We start from the raw sequence: 22,318 nt of genomic DNA, 5'->3' as shown, positions 1-22,318 counted from the left end.
GGAAAATTCCCTTTGGATAACGACCGGAGTCCGAATTGCACGGGACGCAACCTCGCCGTCGCCGGCGCCATCGGTCAGATGGAGAGCCGGCGAACGGCGGCGAAGCGCCGAATGATTACGGTTTGACGTACTGACGAAATCAGCGGTACTGCGGGACCCGCGTGCCCATCACTCAATGCGCCTCTGCGGACCGATCCGACGGATATCGCCTGAACAGCACCGACGCGTTCACGCCTCCGAACCCGAACCCGTTGGACAGCGCGATCTCGACCGGCACGTGCCGCGCGGCAGGCCCGATCAGATCCAGCCCGTCGGCTGCCGGGTCGGGGTGCTCGAGATTCAGCGTGCCGGGCAGCACGCCATCGCGCAGAGCCAGAATGGAGAACGCCGCTTCGATGGCGCCCGCCGCTCCGAGCAGATGCCCGGTTGCCGACTTGGTCGACGAAATCGCCGGGCCGGCGCCCACACCGAACACCGTCTTCAGCGCCTCGATCTCGCCGGCGTCGCCGACCGGCGTCGACGTCGCATGGGCGTTGACGTAGTCGACCTGCTCCGGAGCGACGTCGCCCATCCGCAGGGCCAGCTTCATCGCCCGCATCGCGCCGGATCCGTCGTCGGGTCCGGCGGTCATGTGATAAGCGTCGGCCGTGGTGCCGTAGCCGATGATTTCCGCGATCGGCCGGGCGCCGCGCGCCAGGGCATGATCCAGCGACTCGACCACCACCATGGCGGCGCCCTCGCCCATGACGAATCCGTCACGATCGCGATCGAACGGACGCGACGCCCGCACCGGCTCCTCGCCGAAGCCGGTCGACAGCGCGCGAGCCGCCGCGAAGCCCCCGAGGCTGACCTTGTCGAATGCCGCTTCTGCGCCGCCGGCGAGGACGACATCGGCCTCACCGGTCCTGATCATGCGCATCGCATCGCCGATCGCCTGCACACTCGCGGCACAGGCCGTCACGGGACAGCCGAGCGGCCCGCGGAACCGGTGCTTGATCGAAATCTGGCCGGCTGCCAGGTTGGACAGGAAGAACGGAATGGTGAACGGCGACAAGCGCCGCACGCCGCGCGTCTCGCCGATTCTCACCGCCTCCGCCAGGCCGGGAAATCCGCCGATGCCCGAGGCCACGACGGTAGCGGTCCGCTCGCGCTGCTGCTCCGCTTCCGGCGCCCATCCTGCTTCGGCGAGCGCCTCGTCCGCGGCGACCATCGCCATCTGGATGAAGCGGTCCATCTTCCGCAGTTCCTTGTGCGGCACCGAGCGCTCGGGATCGAAGCCGCCTTCCGGATCTTCGGCCACGTCCTGGACGGTCCCGCCGACCTTGGCGGACAGCTCACCGGCGATATCGTCGCCGAGGCGGCGAAGCCCGGAGCCCCCGCCGATCAGGCGCTGCCACACCAATTCCTTCCCACAACCCAGTGGAGACACAATGCCAATACCGGTTACCACCACTCGAAGCGTCATCTCACATTCCTCTCGCTGACCGGGACTAGCCGAGCCACATCGTTAAAGCCGTTCATCTTCAGGCACACCTGTTGAAATACCGTATTGCGCGCGCCGCGCCGGGCCGCGCCGCCGGGCGGCGGCGCACGCGAACCTTCACGGCGCGCATCGCCCGCTCATACCGATTGCTCGAGCGCGCGCGACGCATCCGGCCTGCGCAACGTCTTGGGCGGCACGCCGCCGACGCGCTCCAGCCCGTCGAGGTTCAGCGCCGCACGCGTCTGTTCGTCGATCTCGATCCAGAACGGCAAGGTCGGCTTGCCTTCGATCATCTGGGGCGGTGCGGCGCGGTGCACATTGACACCCATGCGCTTCAGGAGCCGTTCGTTGCCGAGCACGGAGAACGCAATGAGGCGATTGGCGCCATGGGCGTGCGCGACGCGAACGATTTCGGACATCATGGCTCGCGTGTTTTGCCACGACTCTTCGGCGGTCAACGACTCGCCGCGCGGCATGCTCATCGCGAAGCGGGACAGTTCCCACACGTCGGGGGCATGGGGAAGCGCGGCGTCGCCCATCAAGGTCGGGAACACGTCGCCGAGCAAATAAGGCTCGTCGGTCGGCAGCAAGCGGCCGCAACCGACGATTTCGCCGTTGCGATCGCGGGCGATGACGTAAAGGGTATCCGCGTGATCGAAATTGTCGAATTCGATGCCATTATCGGTAGGCAAAGTCCATCCGAGTTCTTGTATGAAGACCTTATGCCGATACTTTGCGAGTTGATACATCGTTTCGCGATTCAAATCAGCGCTTCTTCCCGACAATAACGTCAGCATCTGAATGCCCTCTCTCATCTCAGAATTGTTGACGCGATTGAACCCGAAATTGCAGCGTCAAAATAGCTGCCCGAATGGACAGGTCGTACGTCGCAGACGCGATGGATCGCGCGCCGATTACGACGAAACGCGGCGCCGGGATAGCGAATTCAGGATTAACGGACGATCGTTCGAAAATCAGCGAAACGGAGCGCCGAAGCAGAGCGTGGGATCGGAAATTGGGGGCCGGGTATCTCGGGCGCCGCATCACGGGATCGATGATTGCGGTCGCGATCGAATCGGCGCCGCGCCGCTCTGGAAACTCGGACCCGAGATTTCCGTTTCACGGCACGCCGGTTCAGCGGATAAACCCGTGGCTTTTTGATGAAATAATCATCGGGATCGAACAAAAAATCAGTGATCGGCGACGACGGCCGATTCAAGTGCGCGTTGCCGCGCCCCCGAACATAGCCAGTTCTGGATTAATGCCCGGCTGTATTGCGCGCCATAATCGTCGCCGTCTGTATCGAGAAGCATTACGTTGCTGCTGACGTCGCCTCGCCCGACCTGCACGTCGGGCTGGCCCACCGCCACGTACCACGCGCAGCCGACGCTCGCGCTCGGCTGCGTGTCGGTGCAGACCAGCTCGTAGTAGCCGGCATTGACGGCGCTGATCCCCTCGCCCCAAAGATCATGCAGCAGTTCCGAATCGGGTTGACACATATGCTGACGGAAACGCAACGCGTAAAATGCGGGCAAAGTCAATCGTATGTATCCATCGTTCCATTTTTTTTGCATATCGGTTATCTCGACGTGACACCTGTTAAAATCGCTTCCGAATAGGCCGGCAAGATTCACGGTGGTCGGCCAGACGAGGGCTATTGCAACGCTCGTAGCGCGCCCGCGTTGTGATTCTTGATAGCCGGTTCGATCGCGCGCATGTGATTCAGGATTATTGCAGATCGTCTGATGAATGACATCGCATTATCAGCCCGTGAAAAGGGGGCACGCCTGCGTGAAATTGAGCGTTTCGAGCGTCTCATCGTCAGTGCGGATGCTCCGCGAAATCCGTCGTCAAGCAAAAAATATCACCGGCGCCATGCTTTCTGCCTGATACCCGGAAAATTCAACCCCACCCTGGAATATCGTTTAATAAGAATCGACCGATGTGTCGACTACACGATATAGCTGCCTCATGGGTAAGATTGACCGAAAAGGTAATGATATGCAGGCTTGGAGAGAAAAGTATCTGAATGGATTCGCCACCGCAAAATCCGAGGCCGACGTGTTTCTGGAGTTTTCGGCGGATGTGCGGGCGCTCGGATTCGACCACTGTTCATTCGGTCTGCGCATACCGTTGCCGATCAGCAAGCCGCAGTTCATGCTGCAGTCCAACTATCCGCAGACGTGGGTCGAACGCTATGTGAGCCAGAACTATTTCGCCGTGGACCCGACGGTCCGGCACGGGTTGAGCCGGATGAGCCCGCTGATCTGGCGCGCCGACAGCCAGACGCAGTGCGTCCAGTTTTGGGAGGAGGCGGACCAACACGGCCTGCGGCACGGCTGGTGCATGCCGTCCGTCAGCCGCACCGGCGCGATCGGGCTCATCACGATGGTCCGGTCCGGCGAACCGATCGAGGAACGCGAGCTCGCGGAAAAGGGATACCAGATGTCATGGCTCGCCAACACGGCCAACTATGCGATGAGCATGCATCTGCTCCAGCGGCTCGTGCCCGAATACACCGTCGAGCTGACCGTACGCGAGCGCGAGGCGCTGCAATGGTCCGCCGCGGGGAAAACCTACGCGGAGATCGGCAAGATCATGCATGTCGACGACCGCACCGTCAAATTCCACCTCGTCAATGCGATGCGCAAGCTGAACGCGGCCAACAAGACCGAAGCCGCGGTCAAGGCCACCATGCTAGGGCTTTTGTTCTGACGATTCGATTCATCGAGCCTCGGCCGGCGTTCGGCACACCGGCCTCATGGCTCAAGGTCACGCAACCGTCCGGGCGGACATTCGCAGCCGCCCTCGATTACCTAGGTAATTGACACCTATCGACCTAGGTAATTGGCGTCCCTACCATGGTTTTCGGCGCGAACCCAAGCGCCACACCTAGAGAGGACACGACCATGACCACCCAGGACGTCGATACCCGCACGCTACGGCGTGTGATCGCCGCAGCGTCGATCGGCAATTTCGTCGAATGGTTCGATTTCGCCGCCTACGGCTTCCTCGCGACGATCCTGACGCGCGAGTTTTTCCCGAGCGGCGATCCGACGATCGGGCTGCTGAAGACGTTCGCCGTGTTTGCGGTGGCGTTCGCGTTCCGTCCGCTCGGCGGCCTGGTGTTCGGCGTGATCGGCGACCGGATCGGCCGCAAGCGCACGCTCGCGCTGACGATCCTGATGATGGCCGGGTCGACGACGCTGATCGGCCTGCTGCCCACTTACGCGAGCATCGGCTACTGGGCGCCGCTGCTGCTCACGATCATTCGCTGCGTGCAGGGCTTTTCGGCCGGCGGCGAATATGCGGGTGCGTGCGCGTACGTGATGGAACACGCGCCGCGCCGCCGCCGCGCGTTCTTCGGCAGCTTCGTGCCGGTCTCGACGTTCTCGTCGTTCGCGTGCGCGGCCGTGGTCGCGTATCTGCTCGAATCGTCGCTGTCGTCGCAGGCGATGATCGACTGGGGCTGGCGCGTGCCGTTCCTCATCGCGGCGCCGGTCGGGCTGATCGGCGTCTATCTGCGCGTGAACCTGAACGAAACGCCCGCGTTCCAGGCGCTCGAGGGCAAGCACGACGTCGCGCATGCGCCGCTGATGGAAACGCTGCGCTCGCAATCGTGGAACATCCTGAAGCTCGGTGCGTTCGTGTCGGTCACCGCGCTGTCGTTCTATACGTTCACGACGTACTTCTCGACCTACCTCCAGGTCGCCGGCCACCTGTCGCGCGGCACGTCGCTGCTCGTGACGGTGCTTGCGCTGTTCTTCGCCGCGGCACTGTGTCCGGTCGCCGGCTTCTTCTCCGACCTCGTCGGCCGCCGCGCGACGATCGCGACCACCGGCCTGTTCATCATCGTGTCGGTGTATCCGGCGTTCTCGCTCGGCGGCTCGGGCGTGTTGTCGCAATCGCTGCTCGGCGTCGCTCTGCTGGCCATCGGCGCGGTGTTCTCGGGCGTGGTGACGGCACCGCTGATGTCCGAAGTGTTCGCGACGAAGACCCGCTATACGGCCTCCGCGATCACCTACAACCTCGCCTACACGATCTTCGGCGGCACCGCGCCGCTCGTCGCGACGTGGCTGATCTCCGCGACCGGCACCAACCTGTCGCCCGCGTACTACCTGATCGCCGTGGCGATCTTCGCGATGATCGGCGGGCTGGCGCTGCCGGAAACGTCGAAGACGGCGCTCGAGGACGCCGGCCCGGCGACGGGCCGAGCGGCCCGCAACGCGGAGCGCAGCGTCGAAGGCGCCGTGTGAGCGGCGGGCGGATATCATGAACGGTCTTCACGATTCCGCCCTTGTCACCGACCGCCCGGTTCGAACGTCGTTCGGGCCGGGCGACGGGATGCCGACCATCACCGACACGATGTCCAGCCTCGACTACGAAGATCTCTTCAGGCACCTGCCCGTCGCGGCGATCGTGGCGAAAGAGCGGATCATGGTCGAGTGCAACGAGAAGGCGCTGCAACTGTTCAGGGCGACCCGCGACGACATCATCGACCAGTCGTTCGCGAAGCTCTATCCGCAACAGAAGGACTTCGCGACGACCGGCCGCCGCCTTGCGCCGCTGCTCGCGAAGCATGCCGGCTTCAGCGACGACCGCATCATGCGGCGGGTCGACGGCAGTCATTTCTGGGTCACCGTCCGCGGCTTCGGATACAACCCGAAGCGGCCGTTCGAGCTGGCCGTGTGGACCTTCACCGATCTGTCGGAAAACTCCAAGCATCCCGATGTCACCGGCACGCTGACCGATCGCGAGCGCGACGTCGCCGCGCTGCTGGTGCATGGCCTGACGAGCAAGGAAATCGGCAAGGAGTTGAGCATCAGCCCGCGCACCGTCGATATTCATCGTGCGAGTTTGTTGAGGAAGTATGAGGTGCGCACGACGCATGACCTGATTGCGTGCTTGCTGGCTTGAGCGTCCCGCCCGGCCCCCACTGCGCGCTGCACGGCCGCCGCGGACGAAAAAAAGCCCGGCAAAGCCGGGCCAATCAGATCGAGATCCGAGGAGAACCCCGCCCGGACCACGCCAGGCGAGCGCGCCGCACTACACGACGTTCTTTTCGACGATCGGCCGGTTTTCCAGCACACGCTCCCAGCCGAGCGGCGACAGGTCGAGCGATTCGTACCGCCCGCCCAGAATCAGTTCACTCACGCCACGCCCCGTGGCAGGCCCTTGCTGCAGCCCGTGCCCGCTATATCCGTTCGCGAACACGACGTTGTCGAGCTCGGGGTGATACCCGATGATCGCGTTGTGGTCGAACACGTTGTACTCGTAGTACCCGGACCAGCAATTCTCCACGCGCAGCGCCTCGAACTCCGGCACGCGGTTCGCGAGCGTCGGCCAGATCACCTCGTCGAACAGATCGTGATCGACCTCGTCGAGCGGCAGATCGTCGGGATCGCGATCGGGGCTCGGCGACGTCCCGCAGATATACGTGCGCCCTTCCGGCCGGAAATACACGCCGGTCGGATCGATCAGCAGCGGGCAATCGGCGAGCTTCGCCGGCGACGACACGTTGAAGATGCTGCGGCGCCGCGCATACACCGGAATGTCGATGCCCATCATCGACGACAGCGTGCGCGTCCACGCGCCGGCCGCATTGACGAGCGTGTCGCATGCATGGCGCTCGCCGTCGTTCGTCACCACGTGCGTGATCTTGCGGCCATCGCGCACGACGCCGGTCACGTCGGCCGCCACATAGCGCGCGCCGAGCGCCTGCGCCTTCTTGCGCAGCGCCTGCACGAGCCCGTAGCCGTCGAACCATCCTTCGCCGCTCGCGCCGTAAGCGCCCGACACGAGATCGTCGACGTTCAGCCACGGGAACTTCGCACGCAGCGCGTCGCGGTCCAGCAGATGGATATCGGCGCCGAGCCTCGTCTGCAGCGCGTGGTTTTCGCGCAGCGTCGCATCGCCGGCCGGCGTCGCGAGGAACAGGTAACCGCCTTCATGCAGATCGATCGACGGCTGCGTTCCGTCGACTTCGAGCCGTTCGCCGATATTGCGCAGGAACGCGATGCCGAACAGCGACATCTCGATCGACAGCGGCGTCGAGAACTGCTGGCGGATCGACGCGGCCGACAGCGCCGACGACGACTTCGCATAGGTGGGATCGCGCTCGATGACGGTCACGGAAACCGTCGGATCGGTGGCGCGCAGGAAATAGGCGATCGAGCTGCCGATCACACCACCGCCGACGATGACGACTTGAGAACTCACGACTGACTCCAGTTGCACATGAAAGGCGCGGCCAGCCGGCCGCGCCCGAAGGTTGTTCGTGCCGCGTCGCGCGTATCGTGCGCGCCCGATCGTTGCGGCTATTTCAGCACGTCACGCCGCGCCGCGAAAGAGCGCGCGTGCGGCGCTCAATCGGCCGTCTGCGTGGTGACCGGCTGCCACGCGGCGTTCTTCACTTCATACAGCGTCGAGCTCGGGTTCTTCAGGTCGCCCGTGGTCGTGAACGCGATCGTGCCGGTGATGCCGTCGTAGCGCGTGCTCTTGAGCGCGCCGTTGAAGTCGGCCGGCTTCGCCGAATTCGCCTTCTGCATCGCATTGATCGCGATCCAGGTCGCGTCGTAGGCGAACGGCGCATAGGCGAGCATGTCGACGCCGTACTTCTGCCTGAACTTCGTCTCGAACTGCTTGCCCTTCGCGAGCCGTGCGAGCGGCTGCCCGTACTCCCACACGGCCGCGCCTTCGGCCGCATTGCCGGCGAGCCTGATGAAGTTGGCGTTCATCACGCCGCCGCCCGCGAGGAACTGCGCGCGCACGCCGAGCTGGCGCATCCGCTTGACCAGCATCGCGGACTGCGCATCGAGCCCGCCGAAGAACACGAGGTCCGCGTTCGCGCTCTTGATCTTGGTGAGCTGCGCGCTGAAGTCGACGGCCTTGTCGTTCGTGAATTCGCGCGCGACGATCGTGCCGCCCGCCGCCTTCACCGCCTTCTCGAACTCGTCGGCTTCGCCCTGACCGAACGCAGTGCGGTCGTCGATGATCGCGATGCGCTTCGCCTTGGTCACGCCCGCCGCATACGCGCCGGCATTGCCGGCGTTCTGCGCGTCGGTGGCGATCACGCGATACACGGTGCCGAGCCCGGCGCGCGTGATGTCGGGATTGGTGGCCGACGGCGTGATCATCGGAATGCCGGCCTTCGCGTAGATCTTCGAAGCCGGCAGCGTCGTGCCCGAATTGAAATGGCCGATCACGACCGCGACCTGCGCGTCGGTCAGCTGCTGCGCCGCCTGGACGCCGATGCGCGGATCGCTCTGGTCGTCCTGCGACGCGACGACGAACTTCACCGGCTTGCCGCCGAGTGTGGGCCGCGCCGCGTTCGCCTCGTCGACGGCCATCCGCACGCCGTTCTCGATGTCCTTGCCGTAGGCGGCGCCGCTGCCGGTCAGCGGCACGGCCACGCCGACCTTGACGACCGCTTCCTGCGCGTGAGCCGCGCCGGTCTGGAACGCGAGAAGCGCGGCGGCCAGCGCCATGCCGGAAAGCGAGCGAGTGCGGAACGTCATCGGCGAATCCTTTCTTTTATGGGGCGGGGCACGGTGCGCGGCTATCGCGCGCGCAACAGGTGAGCCGATTGTGGGTAGCCAATACGCGTGCCGCAAACGAAATATCGGAACTACGTTGTGAGGAATTGTCATCACCCGACGCCAGGTCGACGACGCGCCGGCCCGCGCATGGACGGGCCGGCAACGAAGTACGTCGGGTCGAACGCGCGCCGGTACGGTGACGAGCCGCGGCGCGCGGTGATGCCGTGGAAGAATCATCACCGGCCGAGGGGCGATGAGGCGCGCCGCGACGCTGCCGCCGGCGCAGCGCTCAGTGCCGGTCGATATGCGTATCGATGCCCGTATGCCTGCGCACCGCGTCGGCCGCCTCGCCGGCTTGCTCCTGGAGCTTCCCGGCCTGCTGTTCGGCGACGCCCTCCGCTTCCGTCTCGCGGTCGCCGGTCACCTTGCCGAGCGCTTCCTTGACCGAACCCTTCACCTGTTTGAGCTTGCCTTCGATGCGATTTCTATCCATGGTCGTCTCCTGCGATGAGTTGAGGGAGAGTCGGCCGCACGGCCAGCGCGCCGTGCCGCCGAGCGGACAGGATCGCAGCCGCGCGCAATGCGCGGCAGATGCGGATGCATCATCGTGGCTGGTGCATTCGCACCGATCGCATATGGGACGGCGTCAGTCGCCGCCCTTGTCGGTGCGCGCGACGTTCGGATCGGCCGCGCCGACGACGCCGCGCTCGCGCGCCCATACGATGGCCTCGCCGCGGCTGTGCACGTCGAGTTTCGCGTAGATCGTCGCGACGTGATTGCGGACCGTGTTCGGCGCGAGGCCGAGGCGGCCGGCGATCTCCTTGTCGGCGAGGCCCTGACACAGCAGGTCGAACACGTCGCGCTCGCGCGCGGTGAGATCCGACAGCTGCGGCCCCGCGTCCGGCGCATTCGCGCGCCGCACGTTCGCGAGCTTCTCGATCAGTGTGCGGCTGAACCACGACGCATCCTGCATCGCCGTCTCGATCGCATAGACGAGCTCCATCTCGGTGCGCTTGCGGTCGCTGATGTCGAGCAGCGCGATCAGCACGCAGTCCTGGCCGTGAATCGCGACCGGGTCGGCCGACACCACGCAATCGCGCAGGTCGCCTTCGCGCGTGCGGATCTGCACGTCCGCGTTGCGCACGCCGCCGTCGCGCGCGAGCTGGCCGTCGAGCTGCTCGCGCGCGCCGCGCTCGGCCCACAGACCAATTTCGTCGGCGGACTTGCCGAGCAGGTCGTCGCGCGGATGGCCGGTCATCGCGACGAAGGCGTCGTTCACGTCGAGCAGCACGAAGCCGTCGGCCGTGACGATCGCGGTAGCCACCGGCGCCATCCGGAACGCCTTCGCGAAGCGCTCCTCGCTCTGCCGCAGCGCAAGCTCGGCCTGCCGGCGCGGCTCGAGGTCCATGAAGGTGAACAGCATGCATGCTTCGCCGTTCATGTCGATCGGCTGCCCGGCAACGACGACCGCATTCGGGCTGCCGTCCGCGCGTTTGACCACGGCCTCCATCTGCGGAATGGTCGCGCGCTCGGCGAGCCGCTCGATCGCCAGTTCGCGCCGCTCGGCCTGTTCGAGCACGTCCACTTCATAGACGGAGCGGCCGAGCACTTCGTCGCGGGCGTAGCCCGTCATGTCGAGAAAGCCCTGATTGACCTTCACATAGCGCAGATCGTCGAGCCGGCAGATCGCGGCCGGCGCGGGGTTCGTGTTGAAGGTGCGCTCGAAGCGGTCCTCGGCGCTCGCCCATTCGGTTGCGTCGTGCAACACGAGCGCGAGGCAATCGGGCTCGCCGGCCGCATTCGTCAACACGAGGCTGCGGATCCGGTGGACCCAGCTCACGTTCGCGTCGGCGGCCGATTCGACTTCGACGGTCACGTCGCTGAACTGCTCGCCCGCGATCACGCGGTCCATCGGATAGTGGCCGTGACGCACCGGACGATTGTTCCGGTAGCGCAGCCGGAAGCGCGCGCGATACTCGGTGACGTCCGCGCCCAGCTCGGCGAGCTCGGTCACGCCGTGCATCGCGAGCGCGGCCTCGTTCGCCCACACGATGCGCTGGTCCGGTTCGATGAGGATCACGCCCTCGGTGAGCCCCGCGATGATCTGATGTAGTTGGCGCCGATCGGTATGCGACTTGAGCGCCTGTTCGTTCACTCGTTCGTCCATTGAATGATGGTCCACGTGGTCTGCATGGTTGCCGGCCGCGTCGCGCCCGCGCGGGCATGCGCCGGGCCGGTGGATGCCGCGAGGAGCCGGCGCCGTCGCTACGCTCGACGCGCGCCGATGCACCCCGCGCAATAGTACATTCGCGCCGCGCCGCCGCTGCGTGCGCGAGCGCGCCACGCGCGCGCAGCCGCGCTGCGCCGCGTGCGGCGGGCGCTTGCGCAGGTACGAAGCACGCGTCGTTCCTGCCCCGCCGTTCCGTCCCCATGCAAACGCACTAGCGCATCCGGTGAATTTGCGCGATGTGCGCGTGCGTTCTCGTCGGTACGCTGGTAACACATCGGCGCTCCCGCGCTGCCCAGCAACACCGCAGAGGAGGACATCCTGATGAAGCTGCATCAGACACCCGATCCGACGCGGCCCGAACCGGCCCCGGACAATCCGCCCGAACCGGCGCCGGGCACCGACCCGCCGGTGCCGTTGCCGCCCGACGTGCCGCGCCCGGACATGCCGCCGCGCGAGCCCGGCTACGACACGCCGATCGCACGTTGACGGCGAGCCGTCGCGCGATCCCTATCGACCGTACGACCGCAGCATTTTTTCAACCATAAGATCGAAGGAGAACATCGATGAACAAGACGTCGCATCTCTCGACCGTCCTCGCGATCAGCGCGTCCTTCCTGCTCTGCGCTGCGCCGCTCACGCATGCCCAGACCCAGGCGTCGTCGACCGACAGCAGCATGACCAGCGAGTCGAATCAGCCGGTGACCGACACGTGGATCACCACCAAGGTGAAGAGCGAACTCGCCGCCACCGACGGTGTGAAGAGCACCGACATCAGCGTGAAGACCGTCGACGGCGTCGTCACGCTGACCGGCGTACTGCCGACCCGCACCGCAGTGAAGAAGGCCGTCGCCGTCACGCGTTCGATCAAGGGCGTGAAGCACGTCGACGCGGCGGGACTGAAACCGAAGGCGTGAACCGTTGCGCGCCCGAGCGCCGCACTTTTTTCCCCTAACTCGAGGAGCAAATGATGAACGAAGACAAGATCAAGGGCCAATGGAAGCAGCTCACCGGCAAGGTCAAGGCGAAGTGGGGCAAGCTGACCGATGACGATCTGGCCGTCGCCGAAGGCAACCGCGACTATCTGGTCGGCAAGATCCAGGAGCGTTACGGGATCGCCCGCGACGAAGCCGAGCGACAACTGAAGGACTTCGATAGCGGGCTGTAACGAACCGGTCGTCATACCCCGCCGCGACGCGCTGCGCGTCGCGGCCACGTGGAGGACAACGACATGGGCAAGTACCTGATTGCATGGCTGCTCGGCGTGCCGCTGGGCGTGCTGGTGCTGTTCTACCTCGTCATGCACCTGTTCTGACCGATTGCGCAGTCCATTCAACGCCAACGGGCCGGCGGCTGTCTTCAGCCGCCGGCCCGTTCTTCGATGAGTAGCGCGCTTATGCCTGCTTCGCCGCGTTCGCCGTCATCTTGAAGATGCCCTGCGCGTTGCCCGCATCGAAACGCAGGTCGGTCACCCAGCGGCGCGTCGCCTGGTCGAACGTGCGACGGCGCGTGATGAACTCGTAGAACGAGCCCGGCACGTTGCGCTTGACCGTGCCGCCGTCGCGCGTGCGGAACTCGCGCTCGACGACGTCCGCGCGGTAGGCCGTCTGGAACACGCGGCCCGAGCGCGAACGCTCGACTTCCGGCTTCATCGGCCGGCCCTTCGCCTTCTCGTCATCGGACAGCTTGAACACGTCGGCCACGCGGTCGGTCGCATGGTTGAACGCGTTGCCCTCGGTCGCGATCCAGGCCATCTCGGCGGATTCGAGCAGCAGCGTGTCGTAGTCGAGCTCGCTCGGCACATCGTGCTGGCGCGCGAACGCGCCGACGATCTCGGGCAGCAGCGCGTGCGCCGCATCGATCGGTAGCCAGCCTTCGCGCTCGATCTCCCACAGCAGCGCGACGGCCGCCGGCGACAGCGGATCGCGCGACGATCTCACCACGTTCGTCACCGCCTGCTGGAATTCCTTCGAGAAACGCTCCGGATGCAATTCGCTGACGAAGAACTGGGCGATCTCGTCGGGCGCGTCTTCGTGCGCATAGGCGCGGCCGGTCATGCCGAGCTTGTCGAGCGGATAGCGGCCGTTCAGCCGGAAGCCGAGCGGACGCAGGATGCGCGTGAACGCCGCCTCGCCCGGCGGCAGCGCGCCCGTATGCGGCCAGCGCACCGTGCGCAGCGCGCCATGATCGAAGTAGACCGAGCCGCCGCCCTCGACCGCGTCGGCCGTGTACGCGCGCCCGTTCGCCGAACGCTCGAGCAGCCCTTCGAACAGCGCCATGTTCATCGCCTGCGCGATTTCCGCGCGCGTGACGACGTCGGTTTCCCACTCTTCGAGGATGGACGGCATGTTCAACGTCGCGAACAGGGCGTCGGTCTTTGCCTGTCCCAGCAGCCGGGTCAGCAGGCTTTCGATATTCGGATTGCGCATCGGGTTTCTCGGTTCGGGGCATCGCCGGCAAACGCGCCGGCCACTCGGCGGCCAGGCACCCACTGGCGCGCCTGGCCTTGCGTGGGATGCATTATTCAAAGGCTTGCAGCGGCCCGTAAAGCGAGATTAAATTGAGATGTGATGAGTTTTTGGAATCAGTCGGCGTTCTCGCCGCTGTGGGCCGCCCCTGCGGCCCCGTTCGTCGGACACAATGAGCATCATGCGCAAATTCAAGATTCCCAACATGGGGGCGCTCGTGGCTTTCGAAGCCGCAGCGCGCCACGAGAGCTTCACGCACGCGGCGAAAGAGCTGTTCCTCACCGAAAGCGCGGTATCGCGGCAGATCGCGACGCTCGAAGCGAGCCTCGGCGTGCGGCTGTTCGCGCGCGTGAAGCAGCGCGTGGTGCTCACGCGCGCCGGCAAGCTGTACGGCACGCAGGTGCGGCGTGCGCTCGAAGCGCTCGATCGCGACACGCTGTCGATCATCGCGCACGGCAGCGGCGGCGGCTACCTGGAGCTCGCGGTGCTGCCGACCTTCGCGTCGCACTGGCTGATTCCGCGCATCAAGAGCTTCTACGACCGCACGCCTGACGTGCGCGTCAACATGGGCAGCCGCACCGATCTGTTCTCGTTCGAGGACACACATTTCGAAGCGGCGATCCACTACGGCAAGCCGACCTGGCCCGGCACGTCGTCCGACTACCTGTTCGGCGAAGAAGTCGTGCCGATCTGCGCGCCCGCGCTGCTCGAGCGCCCGGTCGAACGCGTGGAGGATCTGCTCGCCTATCCGCTGCTGCACTCGACGACGCGCCCCGGCGCGTGGGCGCAGTGGTTCGAGACGCATGGCGTCGAGGACATCCGCACGATGCAGGGCGTGCGCTACGAGCTGCATACGATGCTGATCAGCGCGGCGGCGGCCGGGCTCGGGATCGCGCTGGTGCCGAAGTTCTTCGTCGAGCAGCAGTTGCAGCAGCTCGGGCTGGTCGTGCCGTGCGATGCCGCGACGGTCGGCGATTCCGCGTACTACCTCGTGTATCCGACGGAGTTCAGTCACAGCAAGCCGCTCGAGTCGTTCCGCGCGTGGTTGCTGGAGCAGGCGAGCGCATATGCGGCGCCCGGACGCGACGCGCTCGGCGACGCGGAGGATCACGAAGACGTGGCGTGACGGCGCCGTGGCGCGGCAGGACCCGGTGCGCGCCGGGCGGGCAACCCCACCCCGGCGCTCCGGGCAGCCGATCTTGCTTCGGCAACGCGACGGACCTTGCTTCGCTCGTTGACTTCGTGTGTTTTCTCTCAGGTTCCGGGCATTTTTGCTTCGTCGCGTCGGGCCATTATCCGCCCAAAGCGGCCGAAGTGAAACGTTTGCGCATGCGGCGAACGCGCAATTCCGCGGATTCCGAAACATTCCTACAAAGCGCTTACGCTCGAGACGCCTGCGTTCTGCACTGGTTGCAATCGGCGCGGCATTCGCTTTTAATGGAACTGGTTCCAATCCGCGTTTCGGTGGTCGATCTGCATGACGCCTCGTCGTGCGCGCGTCATGATGGCGGTTCAGGATCGCCTCCATTCGGCCCAGGATTGCGCATCGCTCCCGTCCTTCCGGACACCTGTCAAACGAGACCGTCATGCCCGACTCCGCTTCGCTGCAGCAGCTGTTTCCCGCTCATCAGGACATTCCCGCCGAGTTCCGTCTCGCCGCGCCGATCCATCAGCGCGTATCGTTGGTCGACGGCGAACTGCGCGCGTGGGACGGCGCGACCAAGACCGTGCTGTCGCCCGTGTGCGTGCGCGAAGCCGACGGCAGCGTCGCGCAACTGGAGATCGGCAGCTATCCGGTGATGGGCGAGACGGAAAGCGACGCGGCGCTCGACGCCGCGGTGCGCGCGTACGATTCGGGCCGCGGCGAATGGCCGACGATGAAGGTCGAGCAGCGCATCGCGTGCATGCAGGACTTCATCCGGCGGATGGTCGCGCAGCGCGAGCGGGTCGTGAACCTGATCATGTGGGAGATCGGCAAGAGCCTTGCCGATTCGCAGAAGGAGTTCGATCGCACCGTCACCTACATGACGCAGACGATCGATGCGCTGAAGGAGCTCGACAACGCGAACTCGCGTTTCGTGATCGCCGAAGGCACGATCGGGCAGATTCGCCGCACGCCGCTCGGCGTCGTGCTGTGCATGGGCCCGTACAACTATCCGCTGAACGAGACCTTCGCGACGCTGATCCCCGCGCTGCTGATGGGCAACACCGTGGTGTTCAAGCCGCCTCAGTACGGCACGCTGCTGTTCGAGCCGCTGCTCGACGCGTTCCGCGCCGCGTTTCCGAAAGGCGTGATCAACACCATCTACGCGCCGGGCGCGGTGGTCGTGCCGCACATGCTCGCCTCGGGCAAGATCAACGTGCTTGCGCTGATCGGTTCGAGCAAGGTCGCCGATCACCTGAAGAAGCAGCATCCGAAGTCGCACCGGCTGCGCGCGATTCTGGGCCTCGATGCGAAGAACGCGGCAATCGTGCTGCCCGATGCCGACCTCGACCTCACCGTCAAGGAATGCCTGCTCGGCGCGCTGTCGTTCAACGGGCAGCGCTGCACGGCGCTGAAGATGCTGCTCGTGCATCGGTCGATCGTCGACGAATTCCTGAAGCGTTTCACCGCCGCGCTCGAGCAGTTGAAGATCGGCATGCCGTGGGAGAAAGGCGTCGGCATCACGCCGCTGCCGGGCATGCATCGCACCGCGTACATGACCGACGCGATCGACGACGCGAAGGCGAAGGGCGCGCAGGTCGTCAATGCGTCGGGCGGCGAATTCAGCAAGACGCTGTTCTATCCGGCCGTCGTGTATCCGGTGTCGGAAGGGATGAGGCTGTATCGCGAAGAGCAGTTCGGGCCGATCATTCCGGTCGCGCCGTTCGACGACGTGGAGACCGCGCTCGACTACGTGACGACGTCGGAGCATGGCCAGCAGGTGAGCATCTTCGGTTCAGATCCGGCGCAGATCGGCGCGCTCGTCGACCCGCTCGCGAACCAGGTGTGCCGCGTGAACATCAATTGCCAGTGTCAGCGCGGGCCGGACGTGTTCCCGTTCGCGGGGCGCAAGGACTCCGCGGAAGGCACGCTGTCGGTGACCGATGCGCTGCGTGCGTTCTCGATCCGCTCGATGGTCGCGGCCAAGCAGACCGACGGCAGCAAGCAATTGCTCGACTCGATCGTGTCGGATCACCACTCGAAGTTCATCAACACGGGCTTCATTTTCTGACGCGCGGTTGGAGTGGTGCGGTGGGCGCTCGCGCGTGGGACGTGCGCGGCGCGAGCGCTACCGCGAGATGCCCGTCGGGCGCTGGAGTACGCCTGCCAGGGTTGCCGGTCTACGAAGCCAGCACGACGCCCGTAGTCAGCGCGGCAAGCCCCGCGTACCAACATTGAATCATCACGCGCCCCGCACGCTCGCGCCGCGCGTACGCCCACAGATAGAACGGCACGAACATTCCCACGATTCCCTTGACAGGGTTGGTGAGAAAAACATGAATCCCGATTCCGATCTGCGAAAGAATGATCGACGCCAAGCCGACAATGATCAGAATCGATCCCAGTGAATGCGTCATCGCACGTCTTCTCCAGTGAAGAACGCCCGCTTGCGCGGGCGTGGTTGCAAGCGCCAGCAGCAATACGCGGTCACTTGGCAGTATCAGGCTGATCGGACTTCAGAACCGTCAGCTTCGATTCTTTCACGCCGGTTTGTCCGGTGACGTCGTCGACGAGTTGGAGCTTGTTGCGGGCGTACATGACGCCCATCTTGACCTCCTGCCATACGTAATAAATCTTCCCTGCGACCGTATCCACGTCCAGCGTCGAGTCGTTTTCAGCCATCGACACCAATTGATGGTGACCGGGGTCGACCTCGCTATACAGGTAAGTCCTCGCGCCCGTCGTGCCGAGAGTCTTCCCGTCGAGCGTCACCGGCATCTTGACGGCCCCGCCCATGCTCTCGTTTCGATACACGTAAATCGCGGCCTTATCGTGCGGAGCGTTGAAGGTCTTCAGCTCGGCATCGCGCCGCGGATCCCCCATCGGTACCGACGCACAACCGGCCAAAATCGACAGTGAAACGCCGATCGCGAACAATTTCTTCAATTTCATTTTTAATGGTCCTCGTTTTTTGACAGCTAACCCCGAATCATTTTTATGTGCTGGTCGATCCATGCGTATGCCGGCTACCGCTCAATGCCTGTTGGCGTTTGCGACGCATTATGCACGACATCTTTTTAAAGCCGTCTTTACGTCCACCGCGCCTTATTGAAGGACGCGTTTGCCGTACACCCATTCGATACTGCCGTAAGGCGCAATCCCATCGAGGATACGCAGCCTGCTGCGCGCGGCGTCGGCATCGCCTTTGACGAACTTCGCATAAGCGCCGAGATAGAACTGCTCTTCGGCTTCCGCCTCCTGGCGCTCCTCGCCGGACAACCCGGCATTGACGATCGAAAGCGCCTTCAGCGCGTCCTCGCCCTGCCATATGCGCAACAAGACTCCGTATTGGTTCTTGTCGTTCGCGGCGTAGTAGGTCGCGTCCCGTTCGAGCCGCGGATTCGCCAACGCGGGATCATGGGCACGAGCCATGATGTAGCGGTACACCAGCGCACGGTACGCATAGAAGCTCGGCCCTTCCAGCGGAGCTTCGGCATCGGCCAATGTATCGATTGCCGCCTTCCATTGCTGCAACTGAATATGCGCGAAAGTGGCCGTGACGAATCCTTCGGTATAGGTGCCCAGTGCACCGACGCGTGCAAGTTGTGGGTTGCGCGCCGCGAACTCGCGCGTCTTTTCCATTTCCGGAGCCAGAATCGAGAGCGCCTGCTGCGGATCGTTCAGCGAGAACAATATGCCGGCTTTCGTGGCGATCAAATCCTTGCTTTTGGCGGGATCGACCAATTGCAACGCCTCGTTGATTCGCGCAAGTGCTGCGTCGGATTCGCCGAGGGAATCGAGCGCGGCGGCCTCGTCCTGCAACGCCAGCGCCTTGTCGAATGCCGAATTCGCAGCCGCCTCGTGTATCCGTGCAGCCGCAAGCGCCTGTTCGTGCTTCGCTCGGAGCGGATTACCGCCCATCGAAGCTCTGAGATCGCGCAGTGAGCAATGAAGCGGACGCCCCACGGAAACCGGATGGTCGCGGACCGTAATATCCGTCATGCTCTGCGAACAGCTCTGCGTGCCATCGAACGCAAAATTGACGTGATACACGTGCCCCTTTTCCGGCACCAAAGCGGTGACGAACGGTCCGCACGAATCCGAACGGCGGTCCATATCGTCGCCGTAGAGACCCTTGACCTGGATTTGTACGCCGGGCTTCACGTTTACCGCGCGCGACGTCTCGGTTCTGAGGACAGCCTTGTTGAGCTTCTCGGTCAAGCTCGCAATCGACGGCAGTAGTGCTCCCCGCCCGCTATCGAAGACGGCTCCGACCGATTGGAATCCGGTGCATGCCTGATCCGACGTGCTTGTCGAAAAGCCCACCGCCATGGGCATGCCGCTCGTCGTAAAGACGATTCTTGCACCATCCTTCGGAGCGTCAGCGGCGAGGTTCGTCGGTATAGAAGTATTTCTGCCTTCCTGCACCGCGGTCCTGCGTGATGCTGCGTGCTTGGTCGCACACCCCGTGATCAAGAGAATTGACGCTAATGCCGCGCAAACGGATCGCGTCAAGGTTGTTTTGGTCGTTCGCATGAGTTTGGTTTGGTGATTTATGTCTGAATTTCGATTCACCCCATGTGCGAGTCGAATCGTATCAAAGTTCGCCAATATCCTCATCACGCGATTTGCGACGATAAGCGGCACCTCGGTTGATGTCCGAGTTGCGTTGGCGATTTTCAAACTTGCGTGATGGCGGAACGCCACCACGCAAGCCAATACCTCGACCGTCAGGTCATCAGAAACGTGTTGTCACTTCGTCAGGCGGACGACGTACAAACCGGAATCCTGTGCATTCGCGCTCAGACTGTAGTTCGGTGCAGTCGCGTACGATGCGCCCTGGGTCAGCTGCTTATAGACTACGGTCGAGCCGGACACGTTGGCGAACTCGACAACCGGCGGATTCGGATTCGGAACGGTATTGGTCGTGAAATTCAGCGTCAGTGTCGACGATGCCATCGCGCGGAGATCGCCCGAAGATTTCACCTCGTAGATGTAGTTTGCGGTTACGCCGGCCGGCGCCGGATCAGGCTTGCCCAGACAGATGGTCAGGTCTCCGGTCTGGCCACTCGCAGGTGTCTTGACCGTCAGCGTCGCAATGCCGTCATCGGTCGTCAGGTTGAGGTTGGCGTTCGCGATGACGCTGTTGTTCGACAAACTGAGTTTCTTGTAGGTCGCCGGGCAGGAAAACGCCGCGGTCGTCGTTGTCGTAGTTTGCGACGTCGAGCCGGCCGAATTTCCCGACGCCGCGCTGCCGCCACCGTCGCCACCGCCACCACATGCAGCGAGCACGACCACGGTGCTCATAAGACCAATCAATGCTGACTTGTTATTCATCGCTTCTCCGCAATTGTTAAATAGTTCTAAATACAACACCTACACTTCACCTGTCCGATTTTCCCTAACTCGCACAGCGTGATTCACGCATAAAAAGCGCGTGGCGATGTTGATGCCACGCAAGGCGCCCAGGCTCAAAATGAGCGCGCAGACGCAACCAATCAGCGGCGAAACGTCAATCAAATACCGTGTGTCGCTCTTGCTTCACGGTAATTCTCGATTCGACGCAAAGTACGTGCATACGCTCGACTGTGACCTGCAAGGGCTGCCCGCTCAAAACTGCGAAGTCAGCTGGAATCCAAACGTGACGCGCGCAGTGGGAAAGCCCGAGGGTTTATAGATCGGCGTACCGGCAAACAGGTCATACGCGTAGGGGCCGAAGCGCGTCCCGATGCTTCCCTTCACGCCGATAACAGCGCCGGCCAACTGCGTGCCGACGAGCGCGATCGGCTGTGGCCCCCATACGCGGCCGTAGTCCAACCCTGCGTAAATCGCTTGACCCGTCTGGCCGATCGGCATCTGCAACTCGTTACGCCAGTAGAAACCGCGCGACGAGGCGAGCATCGTTTCTCCGTCGAAGCCGCGCACCGTGTATCGGCTACCGATCGTCATGTCGTCGAGGTAGTACAGGGTGTTCCCCGTGTACTGGCCGTGGAACGTACCGACATAGTGGAACGGCTGTTTGCCAATCGCGAACGGCACCGACAGGTTCGCGTCAAGTACTGCCATCTTGAAGCGATACGTTGGGCCAGCGCCAGCTGCGAGGATGTCATCCTGCGCGCCGAAACCGCCGACGCCCTGCCGATAGGCGGCCGAGCCGTCGAACTGCGCGCCATCGAAATAGTGACGATCTGTTACGCCGAGTTCGATGATCGTGTTGTTGCGGCGTTGTTGAGAAATCTCGGTGTCCTCAATGAAACTCTGACCAAAACGACGCGACAACCGGAAGTACCCACCGAACACGTCATTCTGGCTGCGTGCCAGGACTCGGGCCAGTTTGAAATCGACTGTCTTCGAGTTGCCGCTCGCGACGAATGTCTGATTCACGCCCGCGATCTGCTGGTAGTACGTGTTCGTGCTGGCGGACAGCGTAGCCGTCCAGTAACCCCACGGAATCGTATAGAAACCGTTCCAGCCGTGCGAGCCGAGGCGCTTGTCGCCGAACTCGAGGTCTTGGCTGACGCCGACGTTGAGCACGTCGTTCAGCCCGAGCGGGTTGTCGATGCCGACCGACAGACTGCCTTGCAGTTTGCCGGTGGCACGCGTGCCGGAGTTATCGATCGACGCGACGACTGTCCAGGGCTTGCCACGCTTCACATCGAGCACCACATCACTTTCGCCGGGAAGGTCACCCGGAACGATTTGCATCGAGACATCCTGACTCGACACGCGCTTCATTTGCTCGAGACCTTGCTCGAGATCGCGCAGGTTCAGCACCTCACCGTCGCGGGTCGGGAAAGCGGTTTTCCACGTGCCCCGCAGCTTTTCATCAGCGAAGCGCACATGGCGAATCGTGCCGGGAATCAGCGAAAGTTTGAGGGTACCTGTCGATAAGTCTTGCTCTGGAACAAGCACGCGCGTAGTGACGTAGCCCCGCGCCAGAATCGCCTGAGACAGCCCCTTGACCAGCACGTCAACGCCTTGCTTGCCGACGCATTGCCCGCCGTAGTGGTTCAGCCAGTCGCGCGCAAACGCGAAGCGATCCATCGGCAGCGCCGACGCACCTTGTGCCTTCACTGCGTCGGGCAACGACGCCGGCACGTCGAGCGAGAAGCGATCGATACGAAAGCACGGCGTTTCCGTGGGAAGCGCCGGATAGGCTTCGATCTTCGGCACTTCCGAACGCACGGAAGGGGCTCGCACCATCGCGTCACGCAGTTGCGCGTCGCGTTGTTGCTGTGCCTGCCGATCCTGTTCCGCGTTCGCCCTCGCCGCCGCCGCTTGGTCAGCAGGCGTGGGGGCCTGCTGCGCCTGCACCCCGAGCGATACCAGGGCTGTGAGCGGCAAGGCCGCCAGCCGTTTCGAAATTTTCATTATTTGGCATTTCCCTGATTCTGCCAGTACTTTACAAGTAGCGCGATGTGCGTCAGATTCAACCGTCTACACCGCACATCTTCTTAA

Annotated in this window: 22 protein-coding genes; 9 read left to right on the top strand and 13 right to left on the bottom strand. The window is 63.8% G+C overall.

Features of this window, described 5'->3' with window-relative positions; translation table 11 throughout:
* Positions 1 to 172: 172 nt before the first annotated feature.
* The 3 genes from fabF to MBR110_RS24470 form a co-directional block, all read right to left on the bottom strand.
* On the bottom strand, positions 173 to 1,465 hold the full coding sequence (fabF, locus tag MBR110_RS24480; protein ID WP_081054278.1) for a beta-ketoacyl-ACP synthase II: 1,293 nt from the start codon (positions 1,463 to 1,465) through the stop codon (positions 173 to 175).
* Positions 1,466 to 1,620: 155 nt separating this feature from the next.
* Positions 1,621 to 2,280 (bottom strand): acyl-homoserine-lactone synthase, encoded by a 660-nt coding sequence (locus tag MBR110_RS24475; RefSeq protein WP_011881339.1) that lies wholly within the window; start codon positions 2,278 to 2,280, stop codon positions 1,621 to 1,623.
* 393 nt (positions 2,281 to 2,673) lie between these two features.
* Complete coding sequence (locus tag MBR110_RS24470) at positions 2,674 to 3,057, bottom strand: DUF4902 domain-containing protein (RefSeq protein ID WP_034194879.1); 384 nt, start codon at positions 3,055 to 3,057, stop codon at positions 2,674 to 2,676.
* A 171-nt stretch (positions 3,058 to 3,228) separates the two neighbouring features.
* Between MBR110_RS24470 and MBR110_RS24465 the strand changes: the two genes are divergently transcribed.
* The 4 genes from MBR110_RS24465 to MBR110_RS24450 all read left to right on the top strand — a co-directional run bounded on the left by MBR110_RS24465 (position 3,229) and on the right by MBR110_RS24450 (position 6,400).
* Positions 3,229 to 3,447: a hypothetical protein gene (locus MBR110_RS24465; protein ID WP_124259904.1), complete on the top strand. Its 219-nt coding sequence runs from the start codon at positions 3,229 to 3,231 to the stop codon at positions 3,445 to 3,447.
* Between the two features lie 7 nt (positions 3,448 to 3,454).
* On the top strand, positions 3,455 to 4,198 hold the full coding sequence (locus tag MBR110_RS24460; protein ID WP_224383353.1) for a helix-turn-helix transcriptional regulator: 744 nt from the start codon (positions 3,455 to 3,457) through the stop codon (positions 4,196 to 4,198).
* A gap of 194 nt (positions 4,199 to 4,392) precedes the next feature.
* A complete protein-coding gene (locus tag MBR110_RS24455; protein ID WP_034194878.1) occupies positions 4,393 to 5,739 on the top strand; it encodes an MFS transporter in 1,347 nt (448 codons plus the stop codon).
* Positions 5,740 to 5,827: 88 nt separating this feature from the next.
* A complete protein-coding gene (locus MBR110_RS24450) occupies positions 5,828 to 6,400 on the top strand; it encodes a PAS and helix-turn-helix domain-containing protein (RefSeq protein WP_045578274.1) in 573 nt (190 codons plus the stop codon).
* A gap of 129 nt (positions 6,401 to 6,529) precedes the next feature.
* Here MBR110_RS24450 and MBR110_RS24445 read toward each other — a convergent pair whose 3' ends face one another.
* The 4 genes from MBR110_RS24445 to MBR110_RS24430 all read right to left on the bottom strand — a co-directional run bounded on the left by MBR110_RS24445 (position 6,530) and on the right by MBR110_RS24430 (position 11,188).
* Positions 6,530 to 7,702, bottom strand: coding sequence for an NAD(P)/FAD-dependent oxidoreductase (locus tag MBR110_RS24445; RefSeq protein WP_059668432.1), 1,173 nt, complete (start codon positions 7,700 to 7,702; stop codon positions 6,530 to 6,532).
* A gap of 146 nt (positions 7,703 to 7,848) precedes the next feature.
* The gene (locus MBR110_RS24440; protein WP_014724429.1) at positions 7,849 to 9,000 is read right to left on the bottom strand and encodes a branched-chain amino acid ABC transporter substrate-binding protein; all 1,152 of its coding nucleotides are present in this window, start codon (positions 8,998 to 9,000) and stop codon (positions 7,849 to 7,851) included.
* A 310-nt stretch (positions 9,001 to 9,310) separates the two neighbouring features.
* Complete coding sequence (locus tag MBR110_RS24435; protein ID WP_014724428.1) at positions 9,311 to 9,514, bottom strand: CsbD family protein; 204 nt, start codon at positions 9,512 to 9,514, stop codon at positions 9,311 to 9,313.
* A gap of 153 nt (positions 9,515 to 9,667) precedes the next feature.
* Positions 9,668 to 11,188, bottom strand: a complete 1,521-nt coding sequence (locus tag MBR110_RS24430; RefSeq protein WP_014724427.1) for a helix-turn-helix transcriptional regulator — start codon at positions 11,186 to 11,188, stop codon at positions 9,668 to 9,670.
* 384 nt (positions 11,189 to 11,572) lie between these two features.
* On the opposite strand from MBR110_RS24430, the gene MBR110_RS24425 reads away from it, so the two are divergent.
* The 3 genes from MBR110_RS24425 to MBR110_RS24415 all read left to right on the top strand — a co-directional run bounded on the left by MBR110_RS24425 (position 11,573) and on the right by MBR110_RS24415 (position 12,416).
* Entirely contained in the window at positions 11,573 to 11,737 is a 165-nt protein-coding gene (locus tag MBR110_RS24425) for a hypothetical protein (protein ID WP_006484627.1), read from the top strand.
* 77 nt (positions 11,738 to 11,814) lie between these two features.
* Positions 11,815 to 12,165 (top strand): BON domain-containing protein, encoded by a 351-nt coding sequence (locus MBR110_RS24420; RefSeq protein ID WP_041494066.1) that lies wholly within the window; start codon positions 11,815 to 11,817, stop codon positions 12,163 to 12,165.
* A gap of 53 nt (positions 12,166 to 12,218) precedes the next feature.
* Complete coding sequence (locus MBR110_RS24415) at positions 12,219 to 12,416, top strand: CsbD family protein (RefSeq protein WP_014724426.1); 198 nt, start codon at positions 12,219 to 12,221, stop codon at positions 12,414 to 12,416.
* Positions 12,417 to 12,642: 226 nt separating this feature from the next.
* Here the strand turns inward: MBR110_RS24415 and MBR110_RS24410 are convergent, their stop codons facing one another.
* Positions 12,643 to 13,677, bottom strand: coding sequence for a DUF1338 domain-containing protein (locus tag MBR110_RS24410; RefSeq protein ID WP_014724425.1), 1,035 nt, complete (start codon positions 13,675 to 13,677; stop codon positions 12,643 to 12,645).
* 220 nt (positions 13,678 to 13,897) lie between these two features.
* Between MBR110_RS24410 and MBR110_RS24405 the strand changes: the two genes are divergently transcribed.
* The gene (locus MBR110_RS24405) at positions 13,898 to 14,842 is read left to right on the top strand and encodes a LysR family transcriptional regulator (protein ID WP_059735885.1); all 945 of its coding nucleotides are present in this window, start codon (positions 13,898 to 13,900) and stop codon (positions 14,840 to 14,842) included.
* Between the two features lie 460 nt (positions 14,843 to 15,302).
* Complete coding sequence (locus tag MBR110_RS24400; RefSeq protein ID WP_059735861.1) at positions 15,303 to 16,931, top strand: NADP-dependent glyceraldehyde-3-phosphate dehydrogenase; 1,629 nt, start codon at positions 15,303 to 15,305, stop codon at positions 16,929 to 16,931.
* A 109-nt stretch (positions 16,932 to 17,040) separates the two neighbouring features.
* On the opposite strand, the gene MBR110_RS24395 is transcribed toward MBR110_RS24400, so the two are convergent.
* The 5 genes from MBR110_RS24395 to MBR110_RS24375 form a co-directional block, all read right to left on the bottom strand.
* Complete coding sequence (locus MBR110_RS24395; protein ID WP_059582174.1) at positions 17,041 to 17,277, bottom strand: hypothetical protein; 237 nt, start codon at positions 17,275 to 17,277, stop codon at positions 17,041 to 17,043.
* 70 nt (positions 17,278 to 17,347) lie between these two features.
* Complete coding sequence (locus MBR110_RS24390) at positions 17,348 to 17,812, bottom strand: DUF2846 domain-containing protein (protein ID WP_059735860.1); 465 nt, start codon at positions 17,810 to 17,812, stop codon at positions 17,348 to 17,350.
* 153 nt (positions 17,813 to 17,965) lie between these two features.
* Positions 17,966 to 19,081, bottom strand: coding sequence for a hypothetical protein (locus MBR110_RS24385; RefSeq protein ID WP_181709386.1), 1,116 nt, complete (start codon positions 19,079 to 19,081; stop codon positions 17,966 to 17,968).
* A gap of 531 nt (positions 19,082 to 19,612) precedes the next feature.
* Positions 19,613 to 20,197, bottom strand: a complete 585-nt coding sequence (locus MBR110_RS24380) for a hypothetical protein (protein ID WP_059668436.1) — start codon at positions 20,195 to 20,197, stop codon at positions 19,613 to 19,615.
* A 273-nt stretch (positions 20,198 to 20,470) separates the two neighbouring features.
* Positions 20,471 to 22,231, bottom strand: a complete 1,761-nt coding sequence (locus MBR110_RS24375; protein ID WP_059735856.1) for a ShlB/FhaC/HecB family hemolysin secretion/activation protein — start codon at positions 22,229 to 22,231, stop codon at positions 20,471 to 20,473.
* Positions 22,232 to 22,318 lie beyond the last annotated feature (87 nt).

Source organism: Burkholderia sp. MBR-1, from assembly GCF_013822785.1.
Lineage (GTDB): Bacteria > Pseudomonadota > Gammaproteobacteria > Burkholderiales > Burkholderiaceae > Burkholderia > Burkholderia vietnamiensis.
Note: the sequence above shows the minus strand (reverse complement) of the source record. Positions and strands in the feature narration are given on the sequence as shown.